The 23,747-nt window shown below is 42.9% G+C and carries 28 protein-coding genes; 19 read left to right on the top strand and 9 right to left on the bottom strand.

Translation table 11 applies throughout. The annotated features are described in order from the left end of the window. Positions 1 to 94: 94 nt before the first annotated feature. The 6 genes from DW922_RS03070 to DW922_RS03045 all read right to left on the bottom strand — a co-directional run bounded on the left by DW922_RS03070 (position 95) and on the right by DW922_RS03045 (position 4,188). On the bottom strand, positions 95 to 1,042 hold the full coding sequence (locus DW922_RS03070) for an L-lactate dehydrogenase (protein ID WP_118725758.1): 948 nt from the start codon (positions 1,040 to 1,042) through the stop codon (positions 95 to 97). A 27-nt stretch (positions 1,043 to 1,069) separates the two neighbouring features. Beyond that, positions 1,070 to 2,251, bottom strand: coding sequence for a rubrerythrin (gene rbr, locus DW922_RS18275; protein WP_118725757.1), 1,182 nt, complete (start codon positions 2,249 to 2,251; stop codon positions 1,070 to 1,072). Further along, on the bottom strand, positions 2,244 to 2,639 hold the full coding sequence (locus DW922_RS03060) for a transcriptional repressor (protein WP_118543350.1): 396 nt from the start codon (positions 2,637 to 2,639) through the stop codon (positions 2,244 to 2,246). Before DW922_RS03060 ends, rbr begins: the two co-directional genes overlap by 8 nt. Before the next feature lie 125 nt (positions 2,640 to 2,764). Further along, positions 2,765 to 3,517: a peroxide stress protein YaaA gene (yaaA, locus tag DW922_RS03055; protein ID WP_118718450.1), complete on the bottom strand. Its 753-nt coding sequence runs from the start codon at positions 3,515 to 3,517 to the stop codon at positions 2,765 to 2,767. Beyond that, positions 3,517 to 3,972, bottom strand: coding sequence for a thioredoxin-dependent thiol peroxidase (gene bcp, locus DW922_RS03050; RefSeq protein WP_118543348.1), 456 nt, complete (start codon positions 3,970 to 3,972; stop codon positions 3,517 to 3,519). The genes yaaA and bcp overlap by 1 nt, the downstream gene beginning before the upstream one ends. Positions 3,973 to 3,975: 3 nt before the next feature. Then, entirely contained in the window at positions 3,976 to 4,188 is a 213-nt protein-coding gene (locus tag DW922_RS03045; protein WP_117649891.1) for a DUF6219 family protein, read from the bottom strand. A gap of 1,139 nt (positions 4,189 to 5,327) precedes the next feature. Between DW922_RS03045 and DW922_RS03040 the strand changes: the two genes are divergently transcribed. Then, on the top strand, positions 5,328 to 5,642 hold the full coding sequence (locus tag DW922_RS03040) for a YdcP family protein (RefSeq protein ID WP_002578441.1): 315 nt from the start codon (positions 5,328 to 5,330) through the stop codon (positions 5,640 to 5,642). A 21-nt stretch (positions 5,643 to 5,663) separates the two neighbouring features. Then, on the top strand, positions 5,664 to 6,041 hold the full coding sequence (locus tag DW922_RS03035) for a YdcP family protein (RefSeq protein ID WP_118529870.1): 378 nt from the start codon (positions 5,664 to 5,666) through the stop codon (positions 6,039 to 6,041). A 120-nt stretch (positions 6,042 to 6,161) separates the two neighbouring features. Here the strand turns inward: DW922_RS03035 and DW922_RS03030 are convergent, their stop codons facing one another. Continuing rightward, on the bottom strand, positions 6,162 to 6,428 hold the full coding sequence (locus tag DW922_RS03030; RefSeq protein WP_118725756.1) for a hypothetical protein: 267 nt from the start codon (positions 6,426 to 6,428) through the stop codon (positions 6,162 to 6,164). 141 nt (positions 6,429 to 6,569) lie between these two features. Here DW922_RS03030 and DW922_RS03025 point away from each other — a divergent pair, with 141 nt between their 5' ends. From DW922_RS03025 to DW922_RS02975, 11 genes are all read left to right on the top strand, one after another. Then, positions 6,570 to 7,967 (top strand): FtsK/SpoIIIE domain-containing protein, encoded by a 1,398-nt coding sequence (locus DW922_RS03025; RefSeq protein ID WP_118529868.1) that lies wholly within the window; start codon positions 6,570 to 6,572, stop codon positions 7,965 to 7,967. Between the two features lie 164 nt (positions 7,968 to 8,131). Beyond that, the gene (gene mobT, locus DW922_RS03020) at positions 8,132 to 9,343 is read left to right on the top strand and encodes a MobT family relaxase (protein WP_347560259.1); all 1,212 of its coding nucleotides are present in this window, start codon (positions 8,132 to 8,134) and stop codon (positions 9,341 to 9,343) included. A gap of 51 nt (positions 9,344 to 9,394) precedes the next feature. Continuing rightward, on the top strand, positions 9,395 to 9,616 hold the full coding sequence (locus DW922_RS03015) for a hypothetical protein (RefSeq protein ID WP_002570387.1): 222 nt from the start codon (positions 9,395 to 9,397) through the stop codon (positions 9,614 to 9,616). Between the two features lie 186 nt (positions 9,617 to 9,802). Further along, positions 9,803 to 10,309, top strand: a complete 507-nt coding sequence (locus tag DW922_RS03010; RefSeq protein ID WP_074133969.1) for a superinfection exclusion B family protein — start codon at positions 9,803 to 9,805, stop codon at positions 10,307 to 10,309. Between the two features lie 73 nt (positions 10,310 to 10,382). After that, the gene (locus tag DW922_RS03005) at positions 10,383 to 10,877 is read left to right on the top strand and encodes an antirestriction protein ArdA (protein WP_074133967.1); all 495 of its coding nucleotides are present in this window, start codon (positions 10,383 to 10,385) and stop codon (positions 10,875 to 10,877) included. Positions 10,878 to 10,893: 16 nt separating this feature from the next. Further along, positions 10,894 to 11,391: an antirestriction protein ArdA gene (locus tag DW922_RS03000; RefSeq protein ID WP_118529866.1), complete on the top strand. Its 498-nt coding sequence runs from the start codon at positions 10,894 to 10,896 to the stop codon at positions 11,389 to 11,391. A 90-nt stretch (positions 11,392 to 11,481) separates the two neighbouring features. Continuing rightward, positions 11,482 to 11,874 carry a conjugal transfer protein gene (locus DW922_RS02995; protein WP_118725894.1) on the top strand — a complete coding sequence of 131 codons (393 nt, stop codon included), beginning with the start codon at positions 11,482 to 11,484 and terminating at the stop codon, positions 11,872 to 11,874. Next, complete coding sequence (locus DW922_RS02990) at positions 11,858 to 14,311, top strand: ATP-binding protein (RefSeq protein WP_055058889.1); 2,454 nt, start codon at positions 11,858 to 11,860, stop codon at positions 14,309 to 14,311. The genes DW922_RS02995 and DW922_RS02990 overlap by 17 nt, the downstream gene beginning before the upstream one ends. Next, complete coding sequence (locus tag DW922_RS02985) at positions 14,308 to 16,674, top strand: YtxH domain-containing protein (RefSeq protein WP_118529864.1); 2,367 nt, start codon at positions 14,308 to 14,310, stop codon at positions 16,672 to 16,674. The genes DW922_RS02990 and DW922_RS02985 overlap by 4 nt, the downstream gene beginning before the upstream one ends. Next, on the top strand, positions 16,671 to 17,675 hold the full coding sequence (locus DW922_RS02980; protein ID WP_118529862.1) for a bifunctional lysozyme/C40 family peptidase: 1,005 nt from the start codon (positions 16,671 to 16,673) through the stop codon (positions 17,673 to 17,675). The genes DW922_RS02985 and DW922_RS02980 overlap by 4 nt, the downstream gene beginning before the upstream one ends. A gap of 16 nt (positions 17,676 to 17,691) precedes the next feature. Continuing rightward, positions 17,692 to 18,600 carry a conjugal transfer protein gene (locus DW922_RS02975; protein WP_118725755.1) on the top strand — a complete coding sequence of 303 codons (909 nt, stop codon included), beginning with the start codon at positions 17,692 to 17,694 and terminating at the stop codon, positions 18,598 to 18,600. A gap of 74 nt (positions 18,601 to 18,674) precedes the next feature. On the opposite strand, the gene DW922_RS02970 is transcribed toward DW922_RS02975, so the two are convergent. Beyond that, the gene (locus DW922_RS02970; protein ID WP_103900079.1) at positions 18,675 to 19,235 is read right to left on the bottom strand and encodes a TetR/AcrR family transcriptional regulator; all 561 of its coding nucleotides are present in this window, start codon (positions 19,233 to 19,235) and stop codon (positions 18,675 to 18,677) included. 179 nt (positions 19,236 to 19,414) lie between these two features. Between DW922_RS02970 and DW922_RS02965 the strand changes: the two genes are divergently transcribed. Then, positions 19,415 to 20,110, top strand: a complete 696-nt coding sequence (locus tag DW922_RS02965; RefSeq protein ID WP_015552517.1) for a hypothetical protein — start codon at positions 19,415 to 19,417, stop codon at positions 20,108 to 20,110. 32 nt (positions 20,111 to 20,142) lie between these two features. On the opposite strand, the gene DW922_RS02960 is transcribed toward DW922_RS02965, so the two are convergent. Continuing rightward, positions 20,143 to 20,499: a helix-turn-helix domain-containing protein gene (locus DW922_RS02960; RefSeq protein WP_118529858.1), complete on the bottom strand. Its 357-nt coding sequence runs from the start codon at positions 20,497 to 20,499 to the stop codon at positions 20,143 to 20,145. 600 nt (positions 20,500 to 21,099) lie between these two features. Between DW922_RS02960 and DW922_RS02955 the strand changes: the two genes are divergently transcribed. From DW922_RS02955 to DW922_RS02935, 5 genes are all read left to right on the top strand, one after another. After that, complete coding sequence (locus DW922_RS02955; RefSeq protein WP_172749839.1) at positions 21,100 to 21,519, top strand: sigma factor-like helix-turn-helix DNA-binding protein; 420 nt, start codon at positions 21,100 to 21,102, stop codon at positions 21,517 to 21,519. Beyond that, positions 21,516 to 21,755, top strand: coding sequence for a helix-turn-helix domain-containing protein (locus DW922_RS02950; protein ID WP_118529854.1), 240 nt, complete (start codon positions 21,516 to 21,518; stop codon positions 21,753 to 21,755). Before DW922_RS02955 ends, DW922_RS02950 begins: the two co-directional genes overlap by 4 nt. 221 nt (positions 21,756 to 21,976) lie before the next feature. Further along, the gene (locus DW922_RS17550; RefSeq protein WP_172749838.1) at positions 21,977 to 22,126 is read left to right on the top strand and encodes a hypothetical protein; all 150 of its coding nucleotides are present in this window, start codon (positions 21,977 to 21,979) and stop codon (positions 22,124 to 22,126) included. A 202-nt stretch (positions 22,127 to 22,328) separates the two neighbouring features. Beyond that, the gene (locus DW922_RS02940; protein ID WP_011861908.1) at positions 22,329 to 22,523 is read left to right on the top strand and encodes a DUF3173 domain-containing protein; all 195 of its coding nucleotides are present in this window, start codon (positions 22,329 to 22,331) and stop codon (positions 22,521 to 22,523) included. A gap of 36 nt (positions 22,524 to 22,559) precedes the next feature. Next, positions 22,560 to 23,744 (top strand): site-specific integrase, encoded by a 1,185-nt coding sequence (locus DW922_RS02935; RefSeq protein WP_015552515.1) that lies wholly within the window; start codon positions 22,560 to 22,562, stop codon positions 23,742 to 23,744. Positions 23,745 to 23,747: the final 3 nt, after the last annotated feature.

The raw sequence follows: 23,747 nt of genomic DNA, 5'->3' as shown, positions 1-23,747 counted from the left end.
CTCAGATTTTTTATGAGAAATCAGCTTAAGGGCGTGTGAAAAAATGAGAAATCATTTTTTCACACGCCCCTTCTTTTTTATAGGCTATGTTTTTTCACAGCCCCTCAATTGTCTCTATAATCTTTTTCAAAGAATCTGCGGATTTCTTAAGCTTTAACGCTTCCTCTCCACTTAAATTAATAGGTATATCAGACTCAATGCCATCTGCACCTACAATAGCCGGCATACTTAACGATACTCCGTCAATGTCATATACTCCATGAATCATATGCGATACCGGGAGTATTGATTTTTCATCTCTCATAATCACTTCGCAGATTCTTTTTACAGACATTGCAATTCCATAATATGTAGCGTGCTTTTTGTTTATAATCTCATAAGCACTGTTCTTGACTGCTGCAGCTATTTCTGCCGTGTTTTCCTTGTGCTTGTAATGTCCACGCATTTCACACATTTCACTCAATGGAACACCGGATACATTGGCTGATGACCATGCTACAACTTCACTGTCTCCATGCTCACCTACTATAAATGCGTGAACACTCCTGCTGTCCACAGATAAATGCTCACCAAGCTTATATCTTAATCGCGCACTGTCTAACACTGTCCCCGATCCAATAACCCTGTTTTCCGGGAGTCCTGATAACTTTATGGCTACCTGTGTCAAAATATCTACCGGATTCGCTACTACAAGCATGATACCTGCAAAATTTCTCTTTGCTATTTCAGGAATGATTGACTTAAATATTGCTACATTTTTATTTACTAGATCAAGCCTTGTCTCTCCCGGTTTTTGCCCCGCTCCGGCAGATATGACAACAATTGCAGCATCAGCTACATCATCATAATCTCCAGCATATATCTTCATCGGACTGGCAAACGGAATACCATGACTGATATCCATTGCTTCTCCCTCTGCCTTGTTCTTGTCTGCATCGATAAGAACAAGCTCTGTAAACAAGCCACTCTGCATCAGGGCAAATACCGATGCAGAACCAACAAAGCCGCAGCCTATCATTACTGCTTTTTTTGAATTAATCACTTTCTTCTTCGTAATAATCTCCTCCCCTTAATAATTCTCTTCATGTACTTCAAAATAGCTCTGTGGATGATTACATACCGGACATACTTCAGGTGCCTTAGTTCCTACCACAATATGTCCGCAGTTACGGCATTCCCATACTTTAACTTCACTCTTTTCAAAAACTTTAGCAGTTTCAATATTCTTAAGAAGTGCACGATATCTTTCCTCATGGTGCTTCTCAATCTCACCTACTGCCCTGAATTTTGCTGCAAGCTCAGGGAATCCTTCTTCCTCAGCTGTTTTAGCAAAGCCTTCATACATATCTGTCCACTCATAATTTTCGCCTTCTGCCGCTGCCGCCAGGTTTTCCTTTGTATCACCAATTCCTGCTAATTCCTTGAACCACATCTTTGCATGTTCTTTCTCATTATCTGCGGTTTTTAAAAACAATGCTGACATCTGCTCGTAGCCTTCCTTTTTCGCTACAGAAGCAAAATAGGTATACTTATTTCTTGCCTGCGATTCCCCGGCAAATGCCTCCTGTAAATTTTTCTCAGTCTGTGTTCCTACGTATTTGTTTGCTACCATTTCTTTTTTCTCCGTTTTCTTTACTATTTTTTCAAAATCTGATGCTGGGTGCTTACATAAAGGACATATAAAATCATGCGGTAATTCTTCTCCTACATATTCATATCCACAAATTCTGCAACGCCATATTGTCTGCCCATCCTCGGTTTTTCCGACTGCCTGTGGCTTAGGTTTAATATTATTCTGGTAATAATCATATGTGACAGAAGGAACATTACTTAAAACTTCCATATCTGTTATCTCACCGATAAACATTGTATGTGATCCTAAGTCCTCCGTTTTATTAACTGTTACAGAAATGTATGCATTTGTACCTTCTGTAATATAATAAATACCATTTGTACCCCTAGCACACTTTTCAAATGCTTCAAATTTATTGGTATCCCTTCCTGATTGGAAGCCAAAATATTTGAACAATTCAAACTGTGCCTTCTGACTTAAGACTGATACTGTGAATTTTCCAGTTCTCTGAATCATGTCATGCGTGTAATTTGCTTTGTTGACGCAGATACTTAACTGGTTCGGTTCTGAAGCTGCCTGAATGGCTGTATTAATAATACATCCATTGTCTTTTTCATCTTCCCTGGCAGTCAGTACAAACAATCCATAACTCAACTTATACATTGCTTTCCTATCCATTTTTTTCCTCCCTGCATTTTAAGCAAATACCTTTAAATGAAATATCATAATCCAAAAATTCGATTCCATGAGTGTTATGAATTCTTTCCAGCAAATCCGGTATTTCATCCATATCTACATCTGAAACTTCACCGCATTTTGCACACCTGACATGGTAATGATTTTTCAATGAAAAATCGAACCTGTTCGGTCCATCCGGAACTTCAACCTTCCTTAACGAACCCTCATCTACCAATATATCAAGATTTCTATATACAGTTCCTTTTCCGATCGTAGGATATGCTGCTTTTATAAATTCATACACTTCATTTGCTGTAACATGTCTTCTCATTTCGTATACGGCATTTCTTACAAGATCTTTTTGAATGGTATTTCTCCTACTCGTCATCAGTCCTCCTTATTAGGATTTGTTCTTAATAAGGATTATATATCATCATTATTATATTGTCAATAACATAGTAATAATTCTCATTATTATTAAAAGATGCCCATGCTGAGCATCTTTTATCTAAATCATTGTTTTATTTTTCGTTCAAAAACATATTCAGTTTCTGATGATAAATCAGAACGGAATGAATAACCAAGTCTGTCGAATTTCTTAATATCCAGCGGATTCTCAATATTATTTTCTGCCATAAATCTGACCATTTCACCACGAGCCATCTTGGCATATGTACCTTTTGTTACCATTTTATCTCCAGAAGCTTCACAAAATGTAACCGAAATATATCTGTCCTGTGGTGTCAAATACTTTTCTATACATTTTGAGTATTCTTTTGATGCAAGATTAATAATAATCCTGCTGTCATCTATTACTGAGCGGTATAACAAGTCACCCCAGTACTCATACAGATTTTTGGCATCTCCAATCCTGATCTTTGCCTGCATTTCCAAACGATAAGGTGTCACACCATCCATTGGTTTCAGAGCACCATAAAATGCAGACAATATTCTCAAATGATTTTGCACATACTCAAGCTGCATATCTTCAAACACAGATGGTGCCATATATTGAAAAGCAATTCCTTCATATGATAAAACAGCCGGACTGAGCATCTGATAAAGATTCATATTTCCCAATCTATTGAAATTTTGTTCTGCAATCTTGTCATTACATTTCCAAATGCCTTTCAGTTCCTCTTTTGACTTACTTTTCAACCAACTTTGTATCTCTGTCGTCTTTTCAATAAATTCAGGCAATGCATCCGGTTCAATACTGTCAGTATCTGTAATCATCTTTTTAGCAGGGGATAATATTATCTTCATTAATCTAATTCCTTAAGCATATTTTCAGGATCATCTGCAGCCTTGACTTTGTCATTTGCCTTTATAATAACCCCCTGTTCATCAATAAGATATGTGGTTCTTACTACTCCCATAGATACTTTGCCATAATTTTTCTTTTCTTTCCATACATCATAAGCTTCAATAACTTTTCGCTCTGGATCTGCTAAAAGTGTAAATGCCAATCCATATTTTTCCTCAAATCTCTTGTGAGACGCTACAGAATCCTTACTGACTCCAAGAATAACTGCACCTTTTTCGGTAAACTGAGGGTATCTCTCGGAAAAACCACATGCCTGCTTCGTACATCCTGGTGTATTATCCCTTGGATAAAAATACAAAATTACTTTTTTTCCTGTATAATCCGATAATCTATGTATTTTCCCATTTTGATCTGGCAACTCAAAATCAGGTGCCTTAATTCCTACTTCCAACATTATTTATTCCTCCCTATCTGTAACTTTCTCTTTTTTTGCCTTTTCTTTTCTATTCCCAGTAATCATTTTATGACCTGTATATATCGCCATTACCATACATAACATAGAACTTAAAGCAAAGTATTTATGACTTGATTTTAGCTTTTTATATCCAGTGTAATAAGTCCCAAACATTGTAATTAATGCTCCAACTGACCAATATTTATGTGCTTTCATGTAATTCCTCCATTTTTTCAGTGTATTCAATTGTAATTATACTCTACCACATTCCTGTGTCAATTTGATAATAGCGCATTCCTATAAATTTTTCAGAATATCATGGTTAAAACTATGTATTGTTATCCTATCATTTTTCTTTGAAAAATCTAACCAAAAGCTTACCTTCAGGAAATTACTATTTCATCTCTTGTCCATCTATTACAACTTTCCCAACCGATGAGACTATATATGATATTATAAGACTATATAAAAGGAGGGCCTGAAATGCCGATTCCACGTGAAATCCTGGACGTTGGACGTCCCGTAAATACAGTTGTCATTGCCTACGGCAGAGACAAACATCTATACAATAGAAAACACGCTCCACATACTTTCTATTGTATAGAATAATTAGAGCCATTTTAGAGCCAACCGACATAAAACAACGCCGGAAATGCCCATTTTATCAGCATCTCCGGCGTTCTGTCCGTTATTCAAACTCCAGACAGACAGTATGCTATATAAGTGAAAATCATTGATTTTAAGGCATTTTCAGGAACTATCAACCACTAAAATTTATATGAAAAAAAATAAAAAATGCAATAAAAATGCAATCGAAGTACATTCAGATTTTATAAGATAGACCAGCAAACCTCAATATCATCCCAAAATAGACGTTCAAGAATGAGCGTCTATTTTTTGTTTCAAAATTAAATGGGGCTGAAAACAGCCCCGATGGGAATTGGAGATTTGACCCTCCCGGATTCTTCATGTCATGCCAGCCGTAATTTTTCCCACTGCCCCTGCACACTTTAGCAAAAATTCCCAGAAATTCCGTTGCCCACCATAATGCTTTTTACAGTCGTTATTATTGTCATAACCGTACCTCCTGATATTATAAATCTCCACTGAAATCTACTTTTAAGTTGTTGGGAGTACATGACAGAGCTGCATGAGAAAATACAAGCTAACAATCCTAACCATGACCATTTAATTTTTAACACTTAGATAATATCACAACCCTGTAATTTCTTCAATAGCCCCAGAAAGGATGTGATACTACGAAGAACTCACCACCGCTGGAGCGTTCCCCTCCGCTTCCAGACCAGAACCCAAAACCAACAAACACAACATTCAGAAAGGACAGATACATCTATATGGAATTAAAATTCGTTATCCCCAACATGGAAAAAACATTTGGCAACTTGGAGTTTGCCGGAGAAGACAAAACAGAACAGAGAAGAATCAACGGACGCATGGCGGTACTCTCTCGCAGCTTCAATCTTTATTCAGACGTACAGAGGGCAGATGATATTGTGGTTATCCTCCCTGCTGAAGCAGGAGAGAAACATTTTGACTTTGAGGAACGTGTGAAGCTCGTCAATCCTCGTATCACCGCAGAGGGCTATAAAATCGGCACAAGGGGCTTTACCAACTACATTTTACACGCTGACGATATGGTAAAAGCGTAAGGAAAAGGAGGACATCAGACTATGAGATTAGCAAACGGAATCGTGATTGACAAGGAAGCAACATTCGGGGCATTGAAGTTTTCTGCCCTCCGCCGTGAGGTTCACCTCCAGAATGAAGACGGCTCGGTATCAAAAGAAATCAAAGAACGTACCTATGACTTAAAATCCAGAGGGCAGGGGCGTATGATTCAGGTTTCCATCCCTGCCAGCGTGCCGTTAAAGGAGTTCGATTACAACGCAGAGGTAGAAATTATCAATCCTGTGGCGGATACCGTAGCAACGGCTACCTTTCAGGGAGCAGAGGTGGACTGGTACATCAAGGCGGAGGATATTGTCCTGAAAAAAGGGGCTGCCATGAATCCGCAGCAGCCGAAAAAAGATGAAGTAGTTAGAAAATAGGAATAGACATGGTTACTGAATATAAATAACATAGGTCAAGATTTTTTGCATAGCATCCAAAACCTTTAGTAGCCGAATTACTCATACAGCGAGTAGTTCGGCTACACCTTTCATAAGTTATTATAAAAAGTTTTCAATCAATAAAAATATAACTAAATCAATAAGCAAACTATCTTGTATAGTGGAACAGAACGGTAAAATCTTATTATAGTTAGTAAGAATAAAAGATATTAGTTGCTTACCGATTTTGGGTATTGCTGACATGTTCGATGAATCAAAAGTTGATTTAGACATTGATGACGTTGTTAGAGATAACAATAACTCTGTTTTTGTATCTGTTTTCTCTCGATGAAAAGAAAAAGTAGTAGAATGTTTAATTTTTTTCATAACAATCCTCCTTAGCTGTTTGAGGTTAGCAACATGAATCTACTTTCATGCCGGTATCATCTAGTTATATTTATTGTATAACACTTATTCATTCTTTTTGTCAAGATTAAAAATTTAATTTATGAAAAGGAGGATTTCAGTATGAAACCATTTTTCCCCCGTGGAAAACGTATCCGTCCCACGGATAAAGACCTTGTGTTCCATACTTCCCTTGCCGCCCTGTTCCCTGTCTTCCTGCTGGTTGTCCTGCTGTTTCATATCCGGCAAATTGCCGGAACCAACTGGCAGGAAGTGTCCCTCTCCCAGATAACACAGGATGTAAATCTCCCTTATCTGCTATTCAGCATGGGCGTGGCAGGAATGGTGTGCCTTACAGCCGTTCTTCTGTTCTGGCGATACCGCAGGGATGAAGTAAAGCAGCTCATCCACCGCCAAAAGCTGGCAAGAATGGTGTTGGAAAACAAGTGGTATGAATCTGAACAGAGAAAGGAAGACGCTTTTTTCAAGGACTTGTCTTCCAGCCGTTCCAAAGAAACCATCACTTACTTTCCCAAAATCTACTACCGGATGAAACAGGGCTTGCTCCATATCCGTGTAGAAATCACCTTGGGGAAATATCAAGAACAGCTCTTAAACTTGGAGAAAAAGCTGGAAAGCGGCTTGTACTGTGAGCTGACGGATAGGGAATTAAAGGATTCCTATGTGGAGTACACCCTGCTCTATGATACCATTGCCAACCGTATCTCCATTGAGGACGTACAGGCAAAGAACGGCAGGCTCCGGCTTATGAAAAATGTCTGGTGGGAGTATGACAAGCTGCCCCATATGCTCATTGCCGGAGGAACCGGCGGCGGAAAGACCTACTTTATCCTGACTCTCATTGAAGCCCTGCTCCGCACCAATGCCGTCCTGTTCGTCTTAGACCCAAAGAACGCCGACCTTGCGGATTTACAGGCGGTTATGCCGGATGTGTACTACAAAAAGGAAGATATGCTCTCCTGCATTGACCGTTTCTATGAGGAAATGATGAAACGCAGCGAAGACATGAAGCTCATGGAGAATTACCGGACAGGGGAAAACTACGCTTACTTGGGACTTCCGTCAAATTTCCTTATCTTTGATGAATATGTGGCATTTATGGAAATGCTCGGCACAAAAGAAAATGCCGCTGTCCTCAACAAATTAAAACAAATCGTTATGCTTGGGCGGCAGGCTGGCTTCTTCCTGATTCTCGCCTGCCAGCGTCCGGACGCAAAGTATCTGGGGGACGGAATCCGTGACCAGTTCAATTTCCGTGTGGCTCTGGGGCGGATGTCGGAAATGGGCTATGGGATGATGTTCGGGGAAACCACAAAGGACTTCTTCCTAAAGCAGATAAAAGGGCGTGGCTATGTGGATGTGGGAACCAGCGTTATCTCGGAGTTTTACACGCCCCTTGTCCCAAAAGGACACGATTTCCTCAAAGAAATTAAAAAGCTCATAGACAGCAGGCAGGGAGTGCAGGCGGCGTGCGAAGCAAAAGCCGCAGAAACGGACTGACCTGCTGTAGCTGGTGTGCCGTAAGGCACGCCAGCATAAACCCCTCGTATCTAACAGAGGGGTACAAATCGACAGGCAACAATCAAACAACAGGGCAGAATCCCACGGTACACAAGGGATTTTCCCCATATCCGGCGTGTGTCAACAAAGCTCTGAAAGTTGACATACGCTTTTTTAGACAGGAGGGATTTTCACTGAATGAAAAAACATGGGTACGGGACATCAAAGAGAAACGGGAAGTTTACGGTATCTCACAACAGAAACTTGCCCTAGCTGCCGGAATCACCCGTCCGTACCTGAGCGATATTGAAACGGGCAAGGCTCACCCGTCCGAAGCATTACAGGAAGCCATCACGGAAGCTCTGGAACGCTTCAATCCAGACGCTCCCCTTGAAATGCTCTTTGACTATGTGCGGATTCGCTTTCCCACTACGGATGTGAAGCATATCGTGGAAGACGTGCTGCGGCTAAAGCTCCCCTACTTTATCCATGAAGACTACGGTTTCTACTCTTACACAGAGCATTACTATCTGGGGGATATTTTCGTTCTGGTATCACCGGAACTGGAAAAAGGGGTGCTGCTGGAACTGAAAGGGCGTGGCTGCCGCCAGTTTGAAAGCTATCTGCTGGCACAGGAACGGAGCTGGTATGAGTTTTTCATGGATGTTCTCATGGAGGACGGCGTGATGAAGCGGCTTGACCTCGCCATCAATGACAAAACGGGAATCCTGAACATTCCCCATCTGACAGAGAAGTGCCGGAATGAGGAATGTATCTCAGTCTTCCGCAGCTTCAAAAGCTACCGCAGCGGCGAACTGGTACGGCGTGAGGAAAAAGAATGTATGGGGAACACCCTGTATATCGGTTCCCTCCAAAGTGAGGTGTACTTCTGCATTTACGAAAAGGACTATGAGCAGTACAAAAAGCATAATATTCCCATTGCGGACGCAGAGGTAAAGAACCGCTTTGAAATCCGGCTGAAAAATGAGCGTGCCTTTTACGCCATCCGTGACCTGTTAGAACATGACAATCCAGAACGGACAGCCTTTCAAATCATCAACCGCTATGTCCGGTTCGTGGACAAGGACGATACGAAACCCCGTTCTGACTGGCGTATCAGTGAGGAATGGGCGTGGTTCATTGGGGAACACAGGGGAAGCCTGAAACTGACAACCAAACCGGAACCCTATTCCTTTGAACGCACCCTGCACTGGCTCTCCCATCAGGTAGCACCCACATTAAAGCTGGCTCTCCGTCTGGATAAGATGAACCACACCCAGATTGTCCATGACATCATCACCCATGCAAAGCTGACGGAGAAGCACGAAAAAATCCTGAAGCAGCAAGCCGCCGCTGCAAAGGAGGTGGTGCTTTAACGGCGGCAATTTTGGAACCTAAGAACTCTTACAGGAAAGAAAGGAGCTTTTATGAATTTCGGACAGAATCTTTACAACTGGTTTTTATCCAACGCCCAGTCCCTTGTGCTGCTGGCAATCGTGGTAATTGGACTGTACCTCGGATTTAAGAGGGAATTTTCCAAACTTATCGGTTTTCTGGTAGTTTCCCTTGTAGCGGTTGGGCTGGTCTTCAATGCGGACGGTGTAAAGGACATCTTACTGGAACTGTTCAATAAGATTATCGGTGCATAGGAAACCCTTGTTACACTTCCGTTATGGAACAAGCTCTGATTGCTTCATGGCGGAAGTCCACTAGGGGCTTGGGGAGCGTAACTCCCCAAAAGAAAGAAGATGTAATATGATAGTGTATGATAATTGAGATAAACTAAGAATGGTGGTATAATTTCTTTATATAGTAATTGAAAGTGGAGGAAATGTATGAAGGATTTTATTGATTTTTTGAAATTACCACCGAACATTTTAGGAGCTTTATCTATTGCCAGTGGTACATTATTATTATTGCCTCAAAAGTTAGCCCAAAAGTTTTATATTATAAATTTTCGGGAAAAATATGGTTTTACAATAGGCATTGTTTTTGTGATTTCCACAGCCTTACTAATAGTTTTATTACTATCTAAAATTTTTCATTTCTTTTATGACAAGTATGCTTCAAAGAAATTAGGAACTGCTCAGATTAAATATTTGAAAAATATGACACCAGAACAGGTGACAATCATTCGGGAGTTTTTACATGAACCAACTCACACCCTGCCATTACCCATGAACAATGGATTAGTAATAGAACTTCAACATTTACAAATATTAACCCCTGCCGGACAAACTCATTTAGTAAGTATGTTAGACCCACAAATCAATTATTTTTTACAACCTTGGGTAATTAAAAAAATCAATAGTGATGAAGAATTAAAGCGAATATTTTATTAGAAAAATGGCAACTGACAAACAAAGTTAGTTGCCATTTTTTGTTCTAAGAAAGGACGTGATACTGATTGAGGAAATGAGAATCTACATCCTGAACACCACACGGTTTTACCATGAGGATTTTGAGGAATACCCTGGGGCATGGTTTTCCTGTCCTGTGGATTTTGAAGAAATCAGGGAACGTCTTGGCGTTCAGAGTGAGGAAGAAATCGAAATTGAAGACTATGAGCTGCCGTTTCCATTGGAGGGCAACACAAGGCTCTGGGAAATCAACGCCCTTTGCCGGATGGTACAGGAAATGCAGGGAACGCCCCTCTATTATGAAATGGATGTGGTACAAAAGCGGTGGTTTCCCAGCTTTACAGAATTTATCGACCACAAAGACCAGATACGCTGCTATCCGGTGCAGGACGGGGAAGCTCTCGCCCGTTATCTGGTGCAGGAGGTACAGCTATTTGGAGAAGTACATCCAGACCTGTTGAACCATATCGACTACGCTGCCATTGGTCGGGAACTGGAAAACAGTGAACACTACCTGTTTACGGACAATGGTATCTTTTATTACCGCTAAAAGGAGGTGGAGGAACTTGGAGGAAATGCGGATTTACATTGCCAACTTAGGCAAATACAATGAGGGCGAACTGGTAGGGGCATGGTTCACGCCACCTGTGGGCTTTGAGGAAGTCAAGGAACGTATCGGCTTGAATGATGAGTATGAGGAATACGCCATCCATGATTATGAGCTGCCCTTTGCGATTGACGAATATACCCCCATTGAGGAAGTCAACCGCCTGTGTGAGATGGTGGAGGACTTACCGGAATATATTCAGGAGGAACTATCGGAGCTGCAATCCTACTTTGGCAGTATCGAAGAACTCTGTGAGCATGAAGACGATATTATCTACCATTCCGGCTGTGACGATATGGCGGATGTGGCTCGCTGCTATCTGGAAGAAAGCGGACAACTTGGGGAACTTCCGGCACACTTACAAAACTATATCGACTATGCCGCCTATGGGCGTGACATGGAATTGGAGGGAACCTTTGTTGTCACAAACCACGGCGTATATGAAATCTTACGGTAGACCCGTCTGTATCTCTTTCAGGAAATACAGGCGGATTTTTTGATTCAGGGGTGGCTTTTGCTGCCCCATCTTTTAGAAAGGACGGATAACATGAAAAAAATACGAAGCTATACCAGTATCTGGTCGGTGGAAAAGGTACTCTATTCCATCAATGATTTTAAACTGCCATTCCCCATCACGTTCACACAGATGGCGTGGTTCGTGGTGTCGGTGTTTGCGGTTATGCTCTTGGGGAACCTCCCTCCTCTTTCGTTCATTGACGGAGCATTTTTGAAATACTTCGGCGTACCCTTTGCCCTCACTTGGTTCATGTGCCAGAAGACCTTTGACGGGAAGAAGCCTTACGTCTTCCTGAAATCCGTACTGGCATATCTGGTACGCCCGAAACTGACCTATGCAGGAAAGCCCGTGAAGCTGGAAAAGGAATATCCGGCACAACCCATCACGGCAGTAAGGAGTGATATTTATGGCATATCCGATTAAGTATATCGAAAATAACCTTGTATTCAACCATGACGGGGAGTGCTTCGCTTACTATGAGCTGCTTCCCTACAACTATTCTTTTTTAAGCCCTGAACAGAAATATCAGGTACACGATTCCTTCCGGCAGCTTATCGCCCAGAACAGGGACGGGAAGATTCACGCCCTGCAAATCAGCACCGAATCCAGCATACGGGCAGCACAGGAACGCTCCAAACAGGAAGTGACGGGCAAGTTAAAGGACGTTGCCTGTGCAAAGATTGACGCACAGACCGAAGCCCTCATTTCCATGATAGGGGAAAATCAGGTGGACTACCGCTTTTTTATCGGCTTCAAGCTGCTTGTCAATGAGCAGGAAGTCACCATGAAGCAATTTCGCAGGGAAGCAAAGACCGCCGTTTCCGATTTCCTCCATGAAGTCAACCACAAACTCATGGGGGATTTTGTTTCCATGAGCAATGAGGAAATCTGGCGGTTTCAGAAGATGGAAAAACTGTTGGAGAATAAAATCTCACGCCGCTTCAAAGTCCGGCGGCTTAACAAGGACGATTTTGGCTATCTGATTGAGCATTTATACGGACAGACCGGAACTGCCTACGAAGATTATGAGTATTATCTTCCGAAGAAGCGGTTTCAGGAAGAAACGCTGGTGAAATACTATGACCTCATCAAACCCACCCGTTGTCTGATAGAGGAAAACCAGCGGTATCTGAAAATCGAACAGGAAGACGGGACGGTCTATGCCGCCTACTTTACTATCAACAGCATTGTGGGGGAACTGGACTTCCCATCCTCGGAAATCTTTTACTATCAGCAGCAGCAATTTACTTTTCCCATTGATACCTCTATGAATGTGGAGATTGTCACAAACCGGAAAGCCCTCTCTACGGTGCGGAACAAGAAAAAAGAGCTGAAAGATTTGGACAACCACGCATGGCAGAATGACAGTGAAACCAGTACAAACGTGGTGGACGCTTTAGACAGCGTAAATGAACTGGAATCCACCTTAGACCAGAGCAAGGAATCCATGTACAAACTGTCCTATGTAGTGCGTGTGACGGCTCCCGACTTGGAAGAACTGAAACGCCGCTGCAATGAGGTGAAAGATTTTTATGACGATTTGAACGTGAAGCTGGTTCGCCCCTTTGGAGATATGCTGGGGCTGCATGGGGAATTTCTCCCTGCCAGCAAGCGGTATCTGAACGATTACATCCAGTATGTCACCAGCGACTTCCTCGCTGGTCTTGGCTTCGGGGCAACCCAGATGTTGGGGGAACCGGAGGGCATTTATATCGGGTACAGCCTTGATACGGGAAGAAACGTGTACTTAAAGCCTGCCCTTGCCAGTCAAGGAGTAAAAGGCTCCGTCACCAACGCCCTTGCTGCCGCTTTTGTCGGCTCCCTCGGCGGTGGAAAATCATTCAGCAACAACATGATTGTCTATTATTCCGTATTATTTGGGGCACAGGCTCTCATTGTTGACCCGAAAGCAGAACGGGGACGGTGGAAAGAAACCCTGCCGGAAATCGCCCATGAAATCAATATCGTAAACCTGACTTCGGAGGAACAGAACAGGGGCTTACTTGACCCGTATGTGATTATGGAGAACCCAAAGGATTCCGAATCACTGGCAATCGACATCCTGACTTTTTTAACAGGCATTTCCAGCCGTGACGGAGAGAAGTTCCCTGTTCTTCGGAAAGCCATCCGTGCGGTAACAAACAGTGAGGAACGGGGGCTTTTCAAGGTGATTGAAGAACTTCGGGCGGAGGGAACCACCATCAGCACCAGCATAGCCGACCATATCGAATCCTTTACGGACTATGACTTTGCACACCTGCTCTTTTCGGATGGGGATGTCACACAGTCCATCAGCCTTGAAAAGCAACTCAACATCATTCAAGTGGCGGATTTGGTGCTGCCGGATAAGGAAACCTCGTTTGAAGAATACACCACAATGGAGCTACTTTCCGTGGCAATGCTCATTGTAATCAGCACCTTTGCCCTCGACTTCATCCATACCGACCGCAGCGTGTTTAAGATTGTGGATTTGGATGAAGCATGGAGCTTCTTACAGGTGGCACAGGGCAAGACACTCTCCATGAAGCTGGTTCGTGCCGGACGTGCCATGAACGCAGGCGTTTACTTTGTCACCCAGAACACGGACGATTTGCTGGATGAAAAGCTGAAAAACAATCTGGGCTTGAAATTTGCGTTCCGTTCCACAGACATCAACGAAATCAAGAAGACCCTTGCCTTTTTCGGGGTGGATTCCGAAGATGAAAACAACCAGAAGCGGCTCCGTGACTTGGAAAACGGACAGTGCCTTATCAGTGATTTATACGGGCGTGTGGGAGTCATACAGTTCCATCCTATCTTTGAAGACCTGTTCCATGCCTTTGATACCAGACCGCCCGTAAGAAAAGAGGTGGAGGAATGAAGATAAGAAAGCCCATCCAGCAGGGGACAGCTCTTGTCCCTTGCCGGACAAAGGGAGAAAACTCTTTTAAAAAAATCGGGAGTATAGCAGGAAAAGTGCTTCTGGCACTCCTTTTCATCCTCCTGCTGTTTGCAGTCTTCGGCACAGCCGCCCACGCTGCCGGACTGGTGGATGATACGGTGGACGCTGCCAACGAATACAGCAAATATCCTCTGGACAACTACCAGCTTGATTTTTATGTGGACAGCGGATGGGACTGGCTCCCGTGGAACTGGCTGGACGGTATCGGAAAACAGGTGATGTACGGGCTATATGCCATCACAAATTTTATCTGGACAATCAGCCTGTACCTTTCCAACGCCACGGGGTATCTGATTCAGGAAGCCTACTCGCTGGACTTCATTTCCTCTACGGCGGATTCCATTGGAAAAAATATGCAGACCTTGGCAGGCGTTACCACAGGCGGCTTGTCCTCGGAGGGATTTTATATCGGGTTCCTGCTGATTCTCATTCTGGTGGTGGGGATTTACGTTGCCTACACAGGGCTTATCAAACGGGAAACCACAAAAGCCATCCATGCCGTTGTCAATTTCGTGATGGTGTTCGTGCTGTCCGCTGCCTTTATCGCCTATGCCCCTGATTATATCGGGAAAATCAATGAATTTTCCGCAGACATCAGCAATGCCAGCCTGACCCTTGGTACAAAGATTGTGCTGCCGAACTCGGAAAGTCAAGGAAAAGACAGCGTGGATTTGATACGGGACAGCCTGTTTTCCATACAGGTAAAGCAGCCGTGGCTCCTGCTGCAATACGGCAACTCGGATGTGGAAAGCATTGGGGCTGACCGTGTGGAAAACCTGCTCTCAACCAGCCCAAACGAAAACAATGGGCAGGACAGGGAAGAAATCGTAGTGGAGGAAATCGAAGACAGGGAAAACACCAACCTTACCATCACAAAGACCATCAACCGCTTGGGAACCGTCTTCTTCCTGTTCATGTTCAATATGGGTATCTCCATTTTTGTATTCCTGCTCACAGGGATAATGATTTTCTCACAGGTGCTTTTTATCATCTACGCCATGTTCCTGCCTGTGAGCTTTCTCCTTAGCATGGTTCCCTCTTTTGAGGGGATGTCAAAACGTGCCATTACAAAACTGTTCAACACCATCCTTACCAGAGCCGGAATCACCCTGATTATCACGGTAGCGTTCAGTATTTCCACCATGCTCTACAACCTGTCTGGGGAATATCCGTTCTTCCTGACGGCGTTCTTGCAGATAGTGACCTTTGCCGGAATTTATTTCAAGCTGGGGGATTTGATGGGGATGTTCTCCTTACAGAGTGGGGATTCCCAAAGCATGGGGAGCCGTATCATGCGAAGACCCCGTATGCTCATGCACGCCCATATGCACCGTTTACAGCATAAGTTAGGACGTTCTGTGGCGGCTCTTGGGGCTGGTACGGCTGCCTACCATGCAGGAAAACAGGCTGGCTCAGACCAGAGAACTGCTTCCAGCTCCGGCTCTTCCAAACGGACGCAGGCAGACCACAGCAGACCAGACGGACAGGCAGCACCGGAAAAGGAATCCGCATGGAAACGGGCTGGCTCTGCGGTAGGTGCGGTGGCAGATACCAAAGATAAGATAGCCGATACTGCCGGACAGCTTCGGGAGCAGACAAAGGATTTGCCTGTCAATGCAAAGTACGCCCTTTACCACGGGAAAACACAGGTATCAGAGGGAGTACGGGATTTTACTTCCAGCGTGACCCAGACCCGAACTGCCAGAGCCGAACAGCGAAACGCACAGGCAGAAAGCCGCAGACAGACCATTGCAGAACGCAGGGCGGAACTGGAACAGGCAAAACAGCCGCAAAAGACAGCTTCCGAAGCACCCAAAGGGGCGGCTCCTGTCCATGAACGCCCTGTTACTGCAAAGCAGCCAGAAGATTTCCGACATCATGCAGGAAAACCAGCCATGCAGCCAGCTTCCCCATCCATCAGGGAACGGGGACAGGTTTCTTATGGGGGAACTGTGGCGGAACGGGCTTCGGTTCCGGTGGTAAAAGCAGCTTCCATCCACCATGAGCAAACACCGCCAGTAAGGACGGAACGCCAGATACTCCCTCCGGTTTCCCCAGACAAACCAGAGGAAAGACAAAAGACAAGTCCCACCATCACCCCTGCTGCTCCCCATCCGGCAAGACCTGTCCAGAATGATACGGCTCCTGTGATACCGGAAAGAAAACGGGCTGCCCCTGTGGTAAAAGAATCGAACTTTACCATCCGGCGTACCACCGCCAGAAAGGAGTGGACAAAAACGGTAAAAGCGGCTGCCAAACAAAAGCAAGGGGAGAAACCATGAAGTTAAGACACCTTTTCTTTGCCTGTTCCGGCGTGTTCGTGATGATGTTCTCCCTGCTCCTTTTGGTGGTAATTGTCTTCTCGGATGAGGAAGACGGCGGAAGCGGCGGAAACCTTATCTATGGGGGCGTGAGCGTATCACAGGAAGTCCTCGCCCATAAACCTATGCTGGAAAAGTATGCAAAGGAATATGGCATAGAAGAATACTTAAATGTGCTGCTCGCCATCATTCAGGTGGAATCCGGCGGCACGCTGGAAGACGTTATGCAGTCCTCGGAATCTCTGGGGCTTCCTCCGAACTCCCTTAGTACAGAGGAATCCATCAAACAGGGCTGCAAGTATTTCTCGGAACTGCTCGCAGCAGCAGAAACAAAGGGCTGTGACTTAAACAGCGTGATTCAGTCCTATAACTACGGCGGCGGTTTTTTAGATTATGTAGCAGGACACGGGAAAACGTACACCTTTGAACTGGCAGAGAGCTTCGCAAGGGACAAATCCGGCGGAAAGAAAGTTACCTACACCAACCCTGTTGCCGTAGAGAAAAACGGGGGCTGGCGGTATTCCTACGGGAATATGTTCTATGTCCTCTTGGTATCGCAATACCTGACTGTGGCACAGTTTGATGATGAAACGGTACAGGCTATCATGGAGGAAGCCTTAAAGTATGAGGGCTGGACGTATGTGTACGGGGGCGATTCCCCCTCCACTTCCTTTGACTGTTCGGGACTGGTGCAGTGGTGCTATGGCAAGGCAGGAATCGCCCTGCCACGGACAGCACAGGAACAGTATAATGTGACGCAGCACATCCCCCTGTCCGAAGCAAAAGCAGGGGATTTGGTCTTTTTCCACTCCACCTACAACGCCGGAACCTACATCACCCATGTGGGGCTGTATGTGGGAAATAACCGGATGTACCATGCCGGAAATCCCATTGGTTACGCAGACCTGACAGGCTCCTACTGGCAACAGCACCTTGCCGGAGCCGGACGAATCAAACAATAAGAAAGGATGAACCGATATGATTCAGATTAGAAAAGAGGATAACCAGAAAAAGCAGAAAGAAAAGAAACTGAAAGTTTACAAAGTCAATACCCACAAAAAAACCGTGATTGCCCTGTGGGTGCTGCTGGCAATGAGCTTCCTGTTTGCCGTCTATAAGAATTTCACGGCGATAGACATTCATACTGTCCATGAAACCAAAGTGATTGAGGAAACCATCCTCGACACTCACAAGATAGAAAACTTTGTGGAGAATTTCGCAGAAGTCTACTATTCATGGGAACAGTCCGCCACTTCCATTGACAACCGGACAAAAGCTTTAAAAGGGTATCTCACCGGAGAGCTGCAAGCCCTGAATGTAGATACTGTCCGAAAGGACATCCCCGTATCGTCTGCCCTGACCGATTTTCAGATATGGGAAATTACAAAAGAAAAGGAGCAGCATTATCAAGTGACCTATACAGTGGAACAGCGTATCACAGAGGGAGAATCCAGTAAAACCGTCCGTTCCGCCTATCAGGTGACGGTCTATGTGGACGGCTCTGGAAACCTGACGATTATCCAGAACCCAACCATCACCAGCGTTCCTGTAAAATCCGGTTACACCCCAAAAGCGGTACAAAGTGACGGTACGGTGGATTCCATCACCACGGAGGAAATCAACGAATTTCTCACTACCTTTTTCAAGCTGTACCCTACGGCAACCGCAAAAGAGCTGACCTATTATGTGAATGAGGGCGTGCTGAAACCTGTGGGGAAAGAATATATCTTCTCGGAACTGGTAAATCCTGTCTACAACCGAAACGGAAATCAGGTGACAGCTTCCCTTGCAGTAAAATATCTGGATAACCAGACCATGACAACACAGGTATCGCAGTTTTACCTTGTGCTGGAAAAGAACGGGGAAAACTGGAAAATTGTGAAATAGTTATAGAGAAACGTGCATTTCTCATTTGGAGATTTGCACGTTTCTCTTACAAAGTATTTAAAAGAAATTTTCGTTTAATCTTTATATTTTTGATTAGCTCCCAGCAGTAGTGTATCAATTGCTTCGGATAATTCTTTTCTTACTTTATCAGGATTTGAAAAGGCATATCTTAATTGTAATGTTGTATAACCATGAAGCATACCTGTTACCATGCTCAAAATTTCAGTGGTCTTATCTGGATTAAAGCCACATGAGCAAATAAGTGTTTTAAGTAAAGATAGATAATCATTAAAAATGATTGCTGTTTCCTCTGTTCCATTCCAACTAGCCCATTGAATTATTTCATACACACCGGGATGTTCAATCATATAATTAAGATATTCAACTGCCACTAATTTTAACGCTGAATCCCCTGTCTTACCGATTGCTGCACGAATCATTTTTTCATTCATAGTACGCATACCACTATGTGCTATCTCCCTAAGAAGTTCATCCAAACTTCCTATATGATTATATAAGGAGGGGGTACGAATCCCTAAATTTTCAGCAATAGCTTTCAAAGAAACATTATGAAGTCCATTTCTATCAGCCATATCAGACGCTGTTTTTATAACTTCGGCTCTTGTAACTCGCATATTCATTTTCCTCTTTCTTCACATCATTTACCTCATTTTAAGTAATTAAATTAGCGAAGTCAATAATTAGGTTAGAAAAAAAGAACTTTTATATTGACAAATTGTATTATAATATTTAATATTACTAATATAATTAGTTTTGATACTACTATAATTAGTTTATGAAAGGAACTACAAATATGTGTACAAGATTTGTGTATAATGGGAAAGAAACCATTGTTGGGTTCAATTTTGATATTGACCTTTCTGAATGGGAACATACCGTAATTGCTGAAAAAGACCGTTTTTTTATAGGGATAAAAATGTCCGATAATAAGTATCACTCTTTTCACGGAATCAATAGAAATGGGAATGTTGGCACATTGTTGTATGTACATGGAAATGACAATGCACAATTTTGCGGTAATGAATCATGCTATACAATAGCTGATTTGACAGAAAATTTTATAAAAGGCAACCTCTCTTTTGATGATTCATTGGAAATAGTGAAAAAAAAGAAAATTACTTATGCTCCTGACACTACTATGCAGGCTATGTTTTCGGATAGAACTGGGCGTGTTCTCATTATTGAACCGGGGATTGGGTATCGTTTGGAAAAAGAAAAATATTCCTTAATAACAAATTACTCCATTCTAAAACCAGAATTGACTAATCCATATGTTTTATCTGGGGATAACAGATATGAAAAGGCAAAGGATTTACTGCAAGGATATGGAGAAAACTTCTCTATTTCCAACGCCTTTGATGTACTTAGGTCAGTACGTCAGGAAGGACTTTGGGCAACCAGAGTTTCTTTTGTATATTCCGTTGCTAAAAATAAGGTATATTATGTGTTGAACAATGATTTCAAAAATATTGCAGAGTATCAATTCTAATATCACTGCAATTATAAACAAAAGTGGAGGATTTACATTTCCCCCACTTCCTTAGATTTGACAATACCATCTGCGACGCTTTCCATAATAACAAGGTCAGCGTCTGTGAAATTGTCTATTTTGTTTTCTAACTGCCTGCGTTTGGTACTTTTCACCCGACTGCTGGCAGGCAAGAAAAACTCATCCACTGATACATTCAGCAGAGATACAAGGTCGTAAAGCACCTGTAAGCTGGGATGCTGCCCTTTGTTCTCAATATTGGTTAAATAACGTGGGTCAATCTCAATCATTGCTCCCACCTGTTCACGGGTCAAACCCTGTTTTTTACGGGCTTCTTTTATGGCAAGCCCCAAAGCCCTGAAATCATATTTATCTTCTTTTTTACGCATAATACACCACCTCTGTACATTTTACTGTTCCTGTTATAATAGTGACAGGTATAGAAAAACGTATTGTACAGTTGTACAGTTCCTATTATGTGTACCAAAGATAAAACTATGCTGCTGAAACGGAAATAAAAAAAACCGTTATTTGGCAGTACACTTTTCTTGCGTCAAAATCACATAAGCCTTTCCAGACGACGGTTTAATAAAAGCCGCCGTCTTTCTTTTTTCCAGAACACATGGAGGTTGTATTAAAGTCAGCTTTTTTTAGGCTCCGGCGGCTTACAGGAGGAAGCCGCTATGCAAAATATTTTCTTAAATATATCTACATTCGGTAAACCGTTAAAAAAAGCCATCCACCTACGCTAGAAAAGTCTGACCTGCAATATGGTTTTTCACAATACATAGTAAGAACTATCGAAGCACACAAGCAGAAATATCGTCTGTTTGCGTGCTTTTTTAGTTGGAAGAAAAAGTTTTTAAATTTTTCTTCTCAAAACGCAACTGCACCCCCTGTCCTGTCGGGACTAAGAGCGAAAAGGGGGAAAGAAGCAAAAATTCCTATCAACTCGCTCCCTTTCAAGGCTGGAAAGGGGGTGAGCAATGATGAAGCCATCTGAATTTCAGACAACCATAGAGAACCAGTTTGATTATATCTGTAAAGTCGCTATGGAGGATGAACGCAAAGACTATCTCAAAGCGTTGTCCAGACAGTGTAAACGGGAAACCCTGTTCTGTGATATGGACGATTACACCGTCAATCTGTTTTCTTCCGAAGACACCTATCCCTCCCATTTCCATACTTTTGAAATGGATGGATTTACTGTCCGCATTGAAAACAGCCTATTAGCAGAAGCATTAGAAAATCTGGATGAAAAGAAACGTGACGTTATCCTGAGATATTATTTTCTCGGATTTGACGATACGGAAATTTCAAAAATTCTGGAAGTCAACCGTTCTACCATCCAGAGAAGAAGACACGCCGGACTGGAATTTATCAAAAAATTTATGGAGGAAGAAGCATGACATCAAAGCACCCTATGATTCCGTTTCCTGTAATTGTAAGGGCTGCGGACGGTGATATTGAAGCAGTCAACCAGATTGTACGCCATTACAGCGGTTTTATTGCCAGCCGTTCCATGCGTCCCATGAAAGACGAATATGACAATACTCACATGGTTGTAGATGAAACCCTACGCCGCCGGATGGAAACACGTCTGATTGCAAAGATTTTATCTTTTGAAATCAGGGAACCAAAGTAAAAATAACGCTCTCCTGTGGAAGCATGGACAAGCCCATGCTTCCCAGACAGAGCTTGCCAGCCTATTAAAGTGCATTATCACCAGTGCATTTTAACAGGCTGACAAAGCCGGATTGTTCCTTGAAAAAGAAAGCGTCTAATCAACGCAGCATAAAGCAGCCGAATACGTTTCGATAGAAAGAGAGCCGTTGGGCTGGCACGCCGTGACCCACCAAAGGAGGGATGAAACCGGATAGCGATTCCTGCCAGCGTTCCATAAGCAGCTTACCGCAGAGCTGCCGCCATGACCTTTCTATTGTGATAATGATACTTCCGTACAGCCTTAGTCCGTGTGATGATGTAGCACCGCTGGCAAAGGGTACGGCTGGATGAGAACCATGCAGGGGTGAGATTCCCATGAGCTTTAGCGAAAGCTGCTCGGCTTGCTTATATACTATTTTGAATTAGAATTTTTCATTCAAAATCAAATAACTATTCGCAGGAAATACAATCTTAATATTACTTTTGCCACAAAATCTGATATAATATAGACAGATATTGAGGGTTCCATATCTGGTCTATGGAAAGGAGGAACATGATTACAGTAACAAAAAAAGACTTAATAGAACTGGGTTATGGGACTTCATTCGCAGCAGACATCATAAGAGAAGCAAAAAAACTTATGATTTCAAAAGGGCATACCTACTATCAGTCACGCAAACTGGACAGGGTTCCCAGAGAAGCTGTGGAAGAATTGTTAGGGATTACTTTTACTGATAAATCAAACTGATTGTACTTCTTGCACATTTATGTAAGGAGTGAAATCATGGCAAAAGACCCTATTAAGAAAGCAGAAAACGGAACTTATTATTTTAGAGCAAACTTAGGTTTCCACCCGATTACCGGAAAACAGATTCAGAAATACAAAAGCGGATTCAAGACAAAAAAGGAAGCCAGAGAAGCATATTCAAAGCTTATGCTTACATCCACAGAGGAATTGACAGAAAAGAAACAGCAGCTATCCTTTCAGCAGTTCATTGAAGAGACTTACCTACCTTGGTATAAAACACAGGTAAAGGAAAGTACCTATCTGAACCGCCGTTCTACCATTCAGAAACATTTTTCATACTTTTACAAAATGACGGTGGATGAGATAGAACCCATTAACGTCCAAAACTGGCAGCTTGAACTCGCAAAAGAATTTAGTCCAAACTATATCCGTATTGTACAGGGTATGCTCTCCATTGCCTTTGACAGAGCAGTTGTTCTCGGTCTTGCAAAGAAAAATCCGTCACGAATGATAGGAAACATCAAGAGCAAGAAAACAAAAGTGGATTTTTGGACACTGGATGAATTTCAAAAGGTAATTTCCCTACTCTACAAGGGCGATTATTACGAACATTACCTTTTCATTTCATACTGGCTCCTGTTTATGACTGGAATGAGAATCGGAGAAGCCGCAGCCCTGCAATGGTCGGATATCAACTTTGAAACCGGACTTTTAAGTATAACGAAAACGCTGTACTATAAAACAATAGACGAATACAAATTTGTGGAACCAAAGACACAAGCCAGTATTCGCACTATCTATATTGACACAGATACCATTAAAGAATTAAAAGCATGGCAGGAAGTACAGCAAAAGGTTTTAAAGGACTGTGACCTTGTACTAAGCTATAATGGGATTCCCACCAGTAAGCACACCCTCCCACGGGCATTAGAAAAACTTGCTGGATTGGCAGGCGTACACCGTATCAAAATTCATGCACTCAGACATTCCCATGCTTCCCTGCTCATCAGTATGGGAGAAAATCCTTTATTGATTAAAGAACGTCTGGGGCATGAAAAGATACAGACCACGTTAGGAACCTATGGACATTTATATCCCAACACCAACGTGGAAGTTGCCAAAAAATTAACTGGCGTTCTCACTTATACTCCGGCAACAACCAGTGTTGCCGATTACACCAGCAATCAGCATACAGCAATCTATCACAGAGCAGTTGAATAAAAA

Origin of the sequence: Clostridium sp. AM42-4, from assembly GCF_003480105.1 — a bacterium.
In the GTDB taxonomy this organism is placed as follows: Bacteria; Bacillota; Clostridia; order Lachnospirales; family Lachnospiraceae; genus Brotaphodocola.
This window is presented reverse-complemented; position numbering and strand designations above follow the sequence as displayed.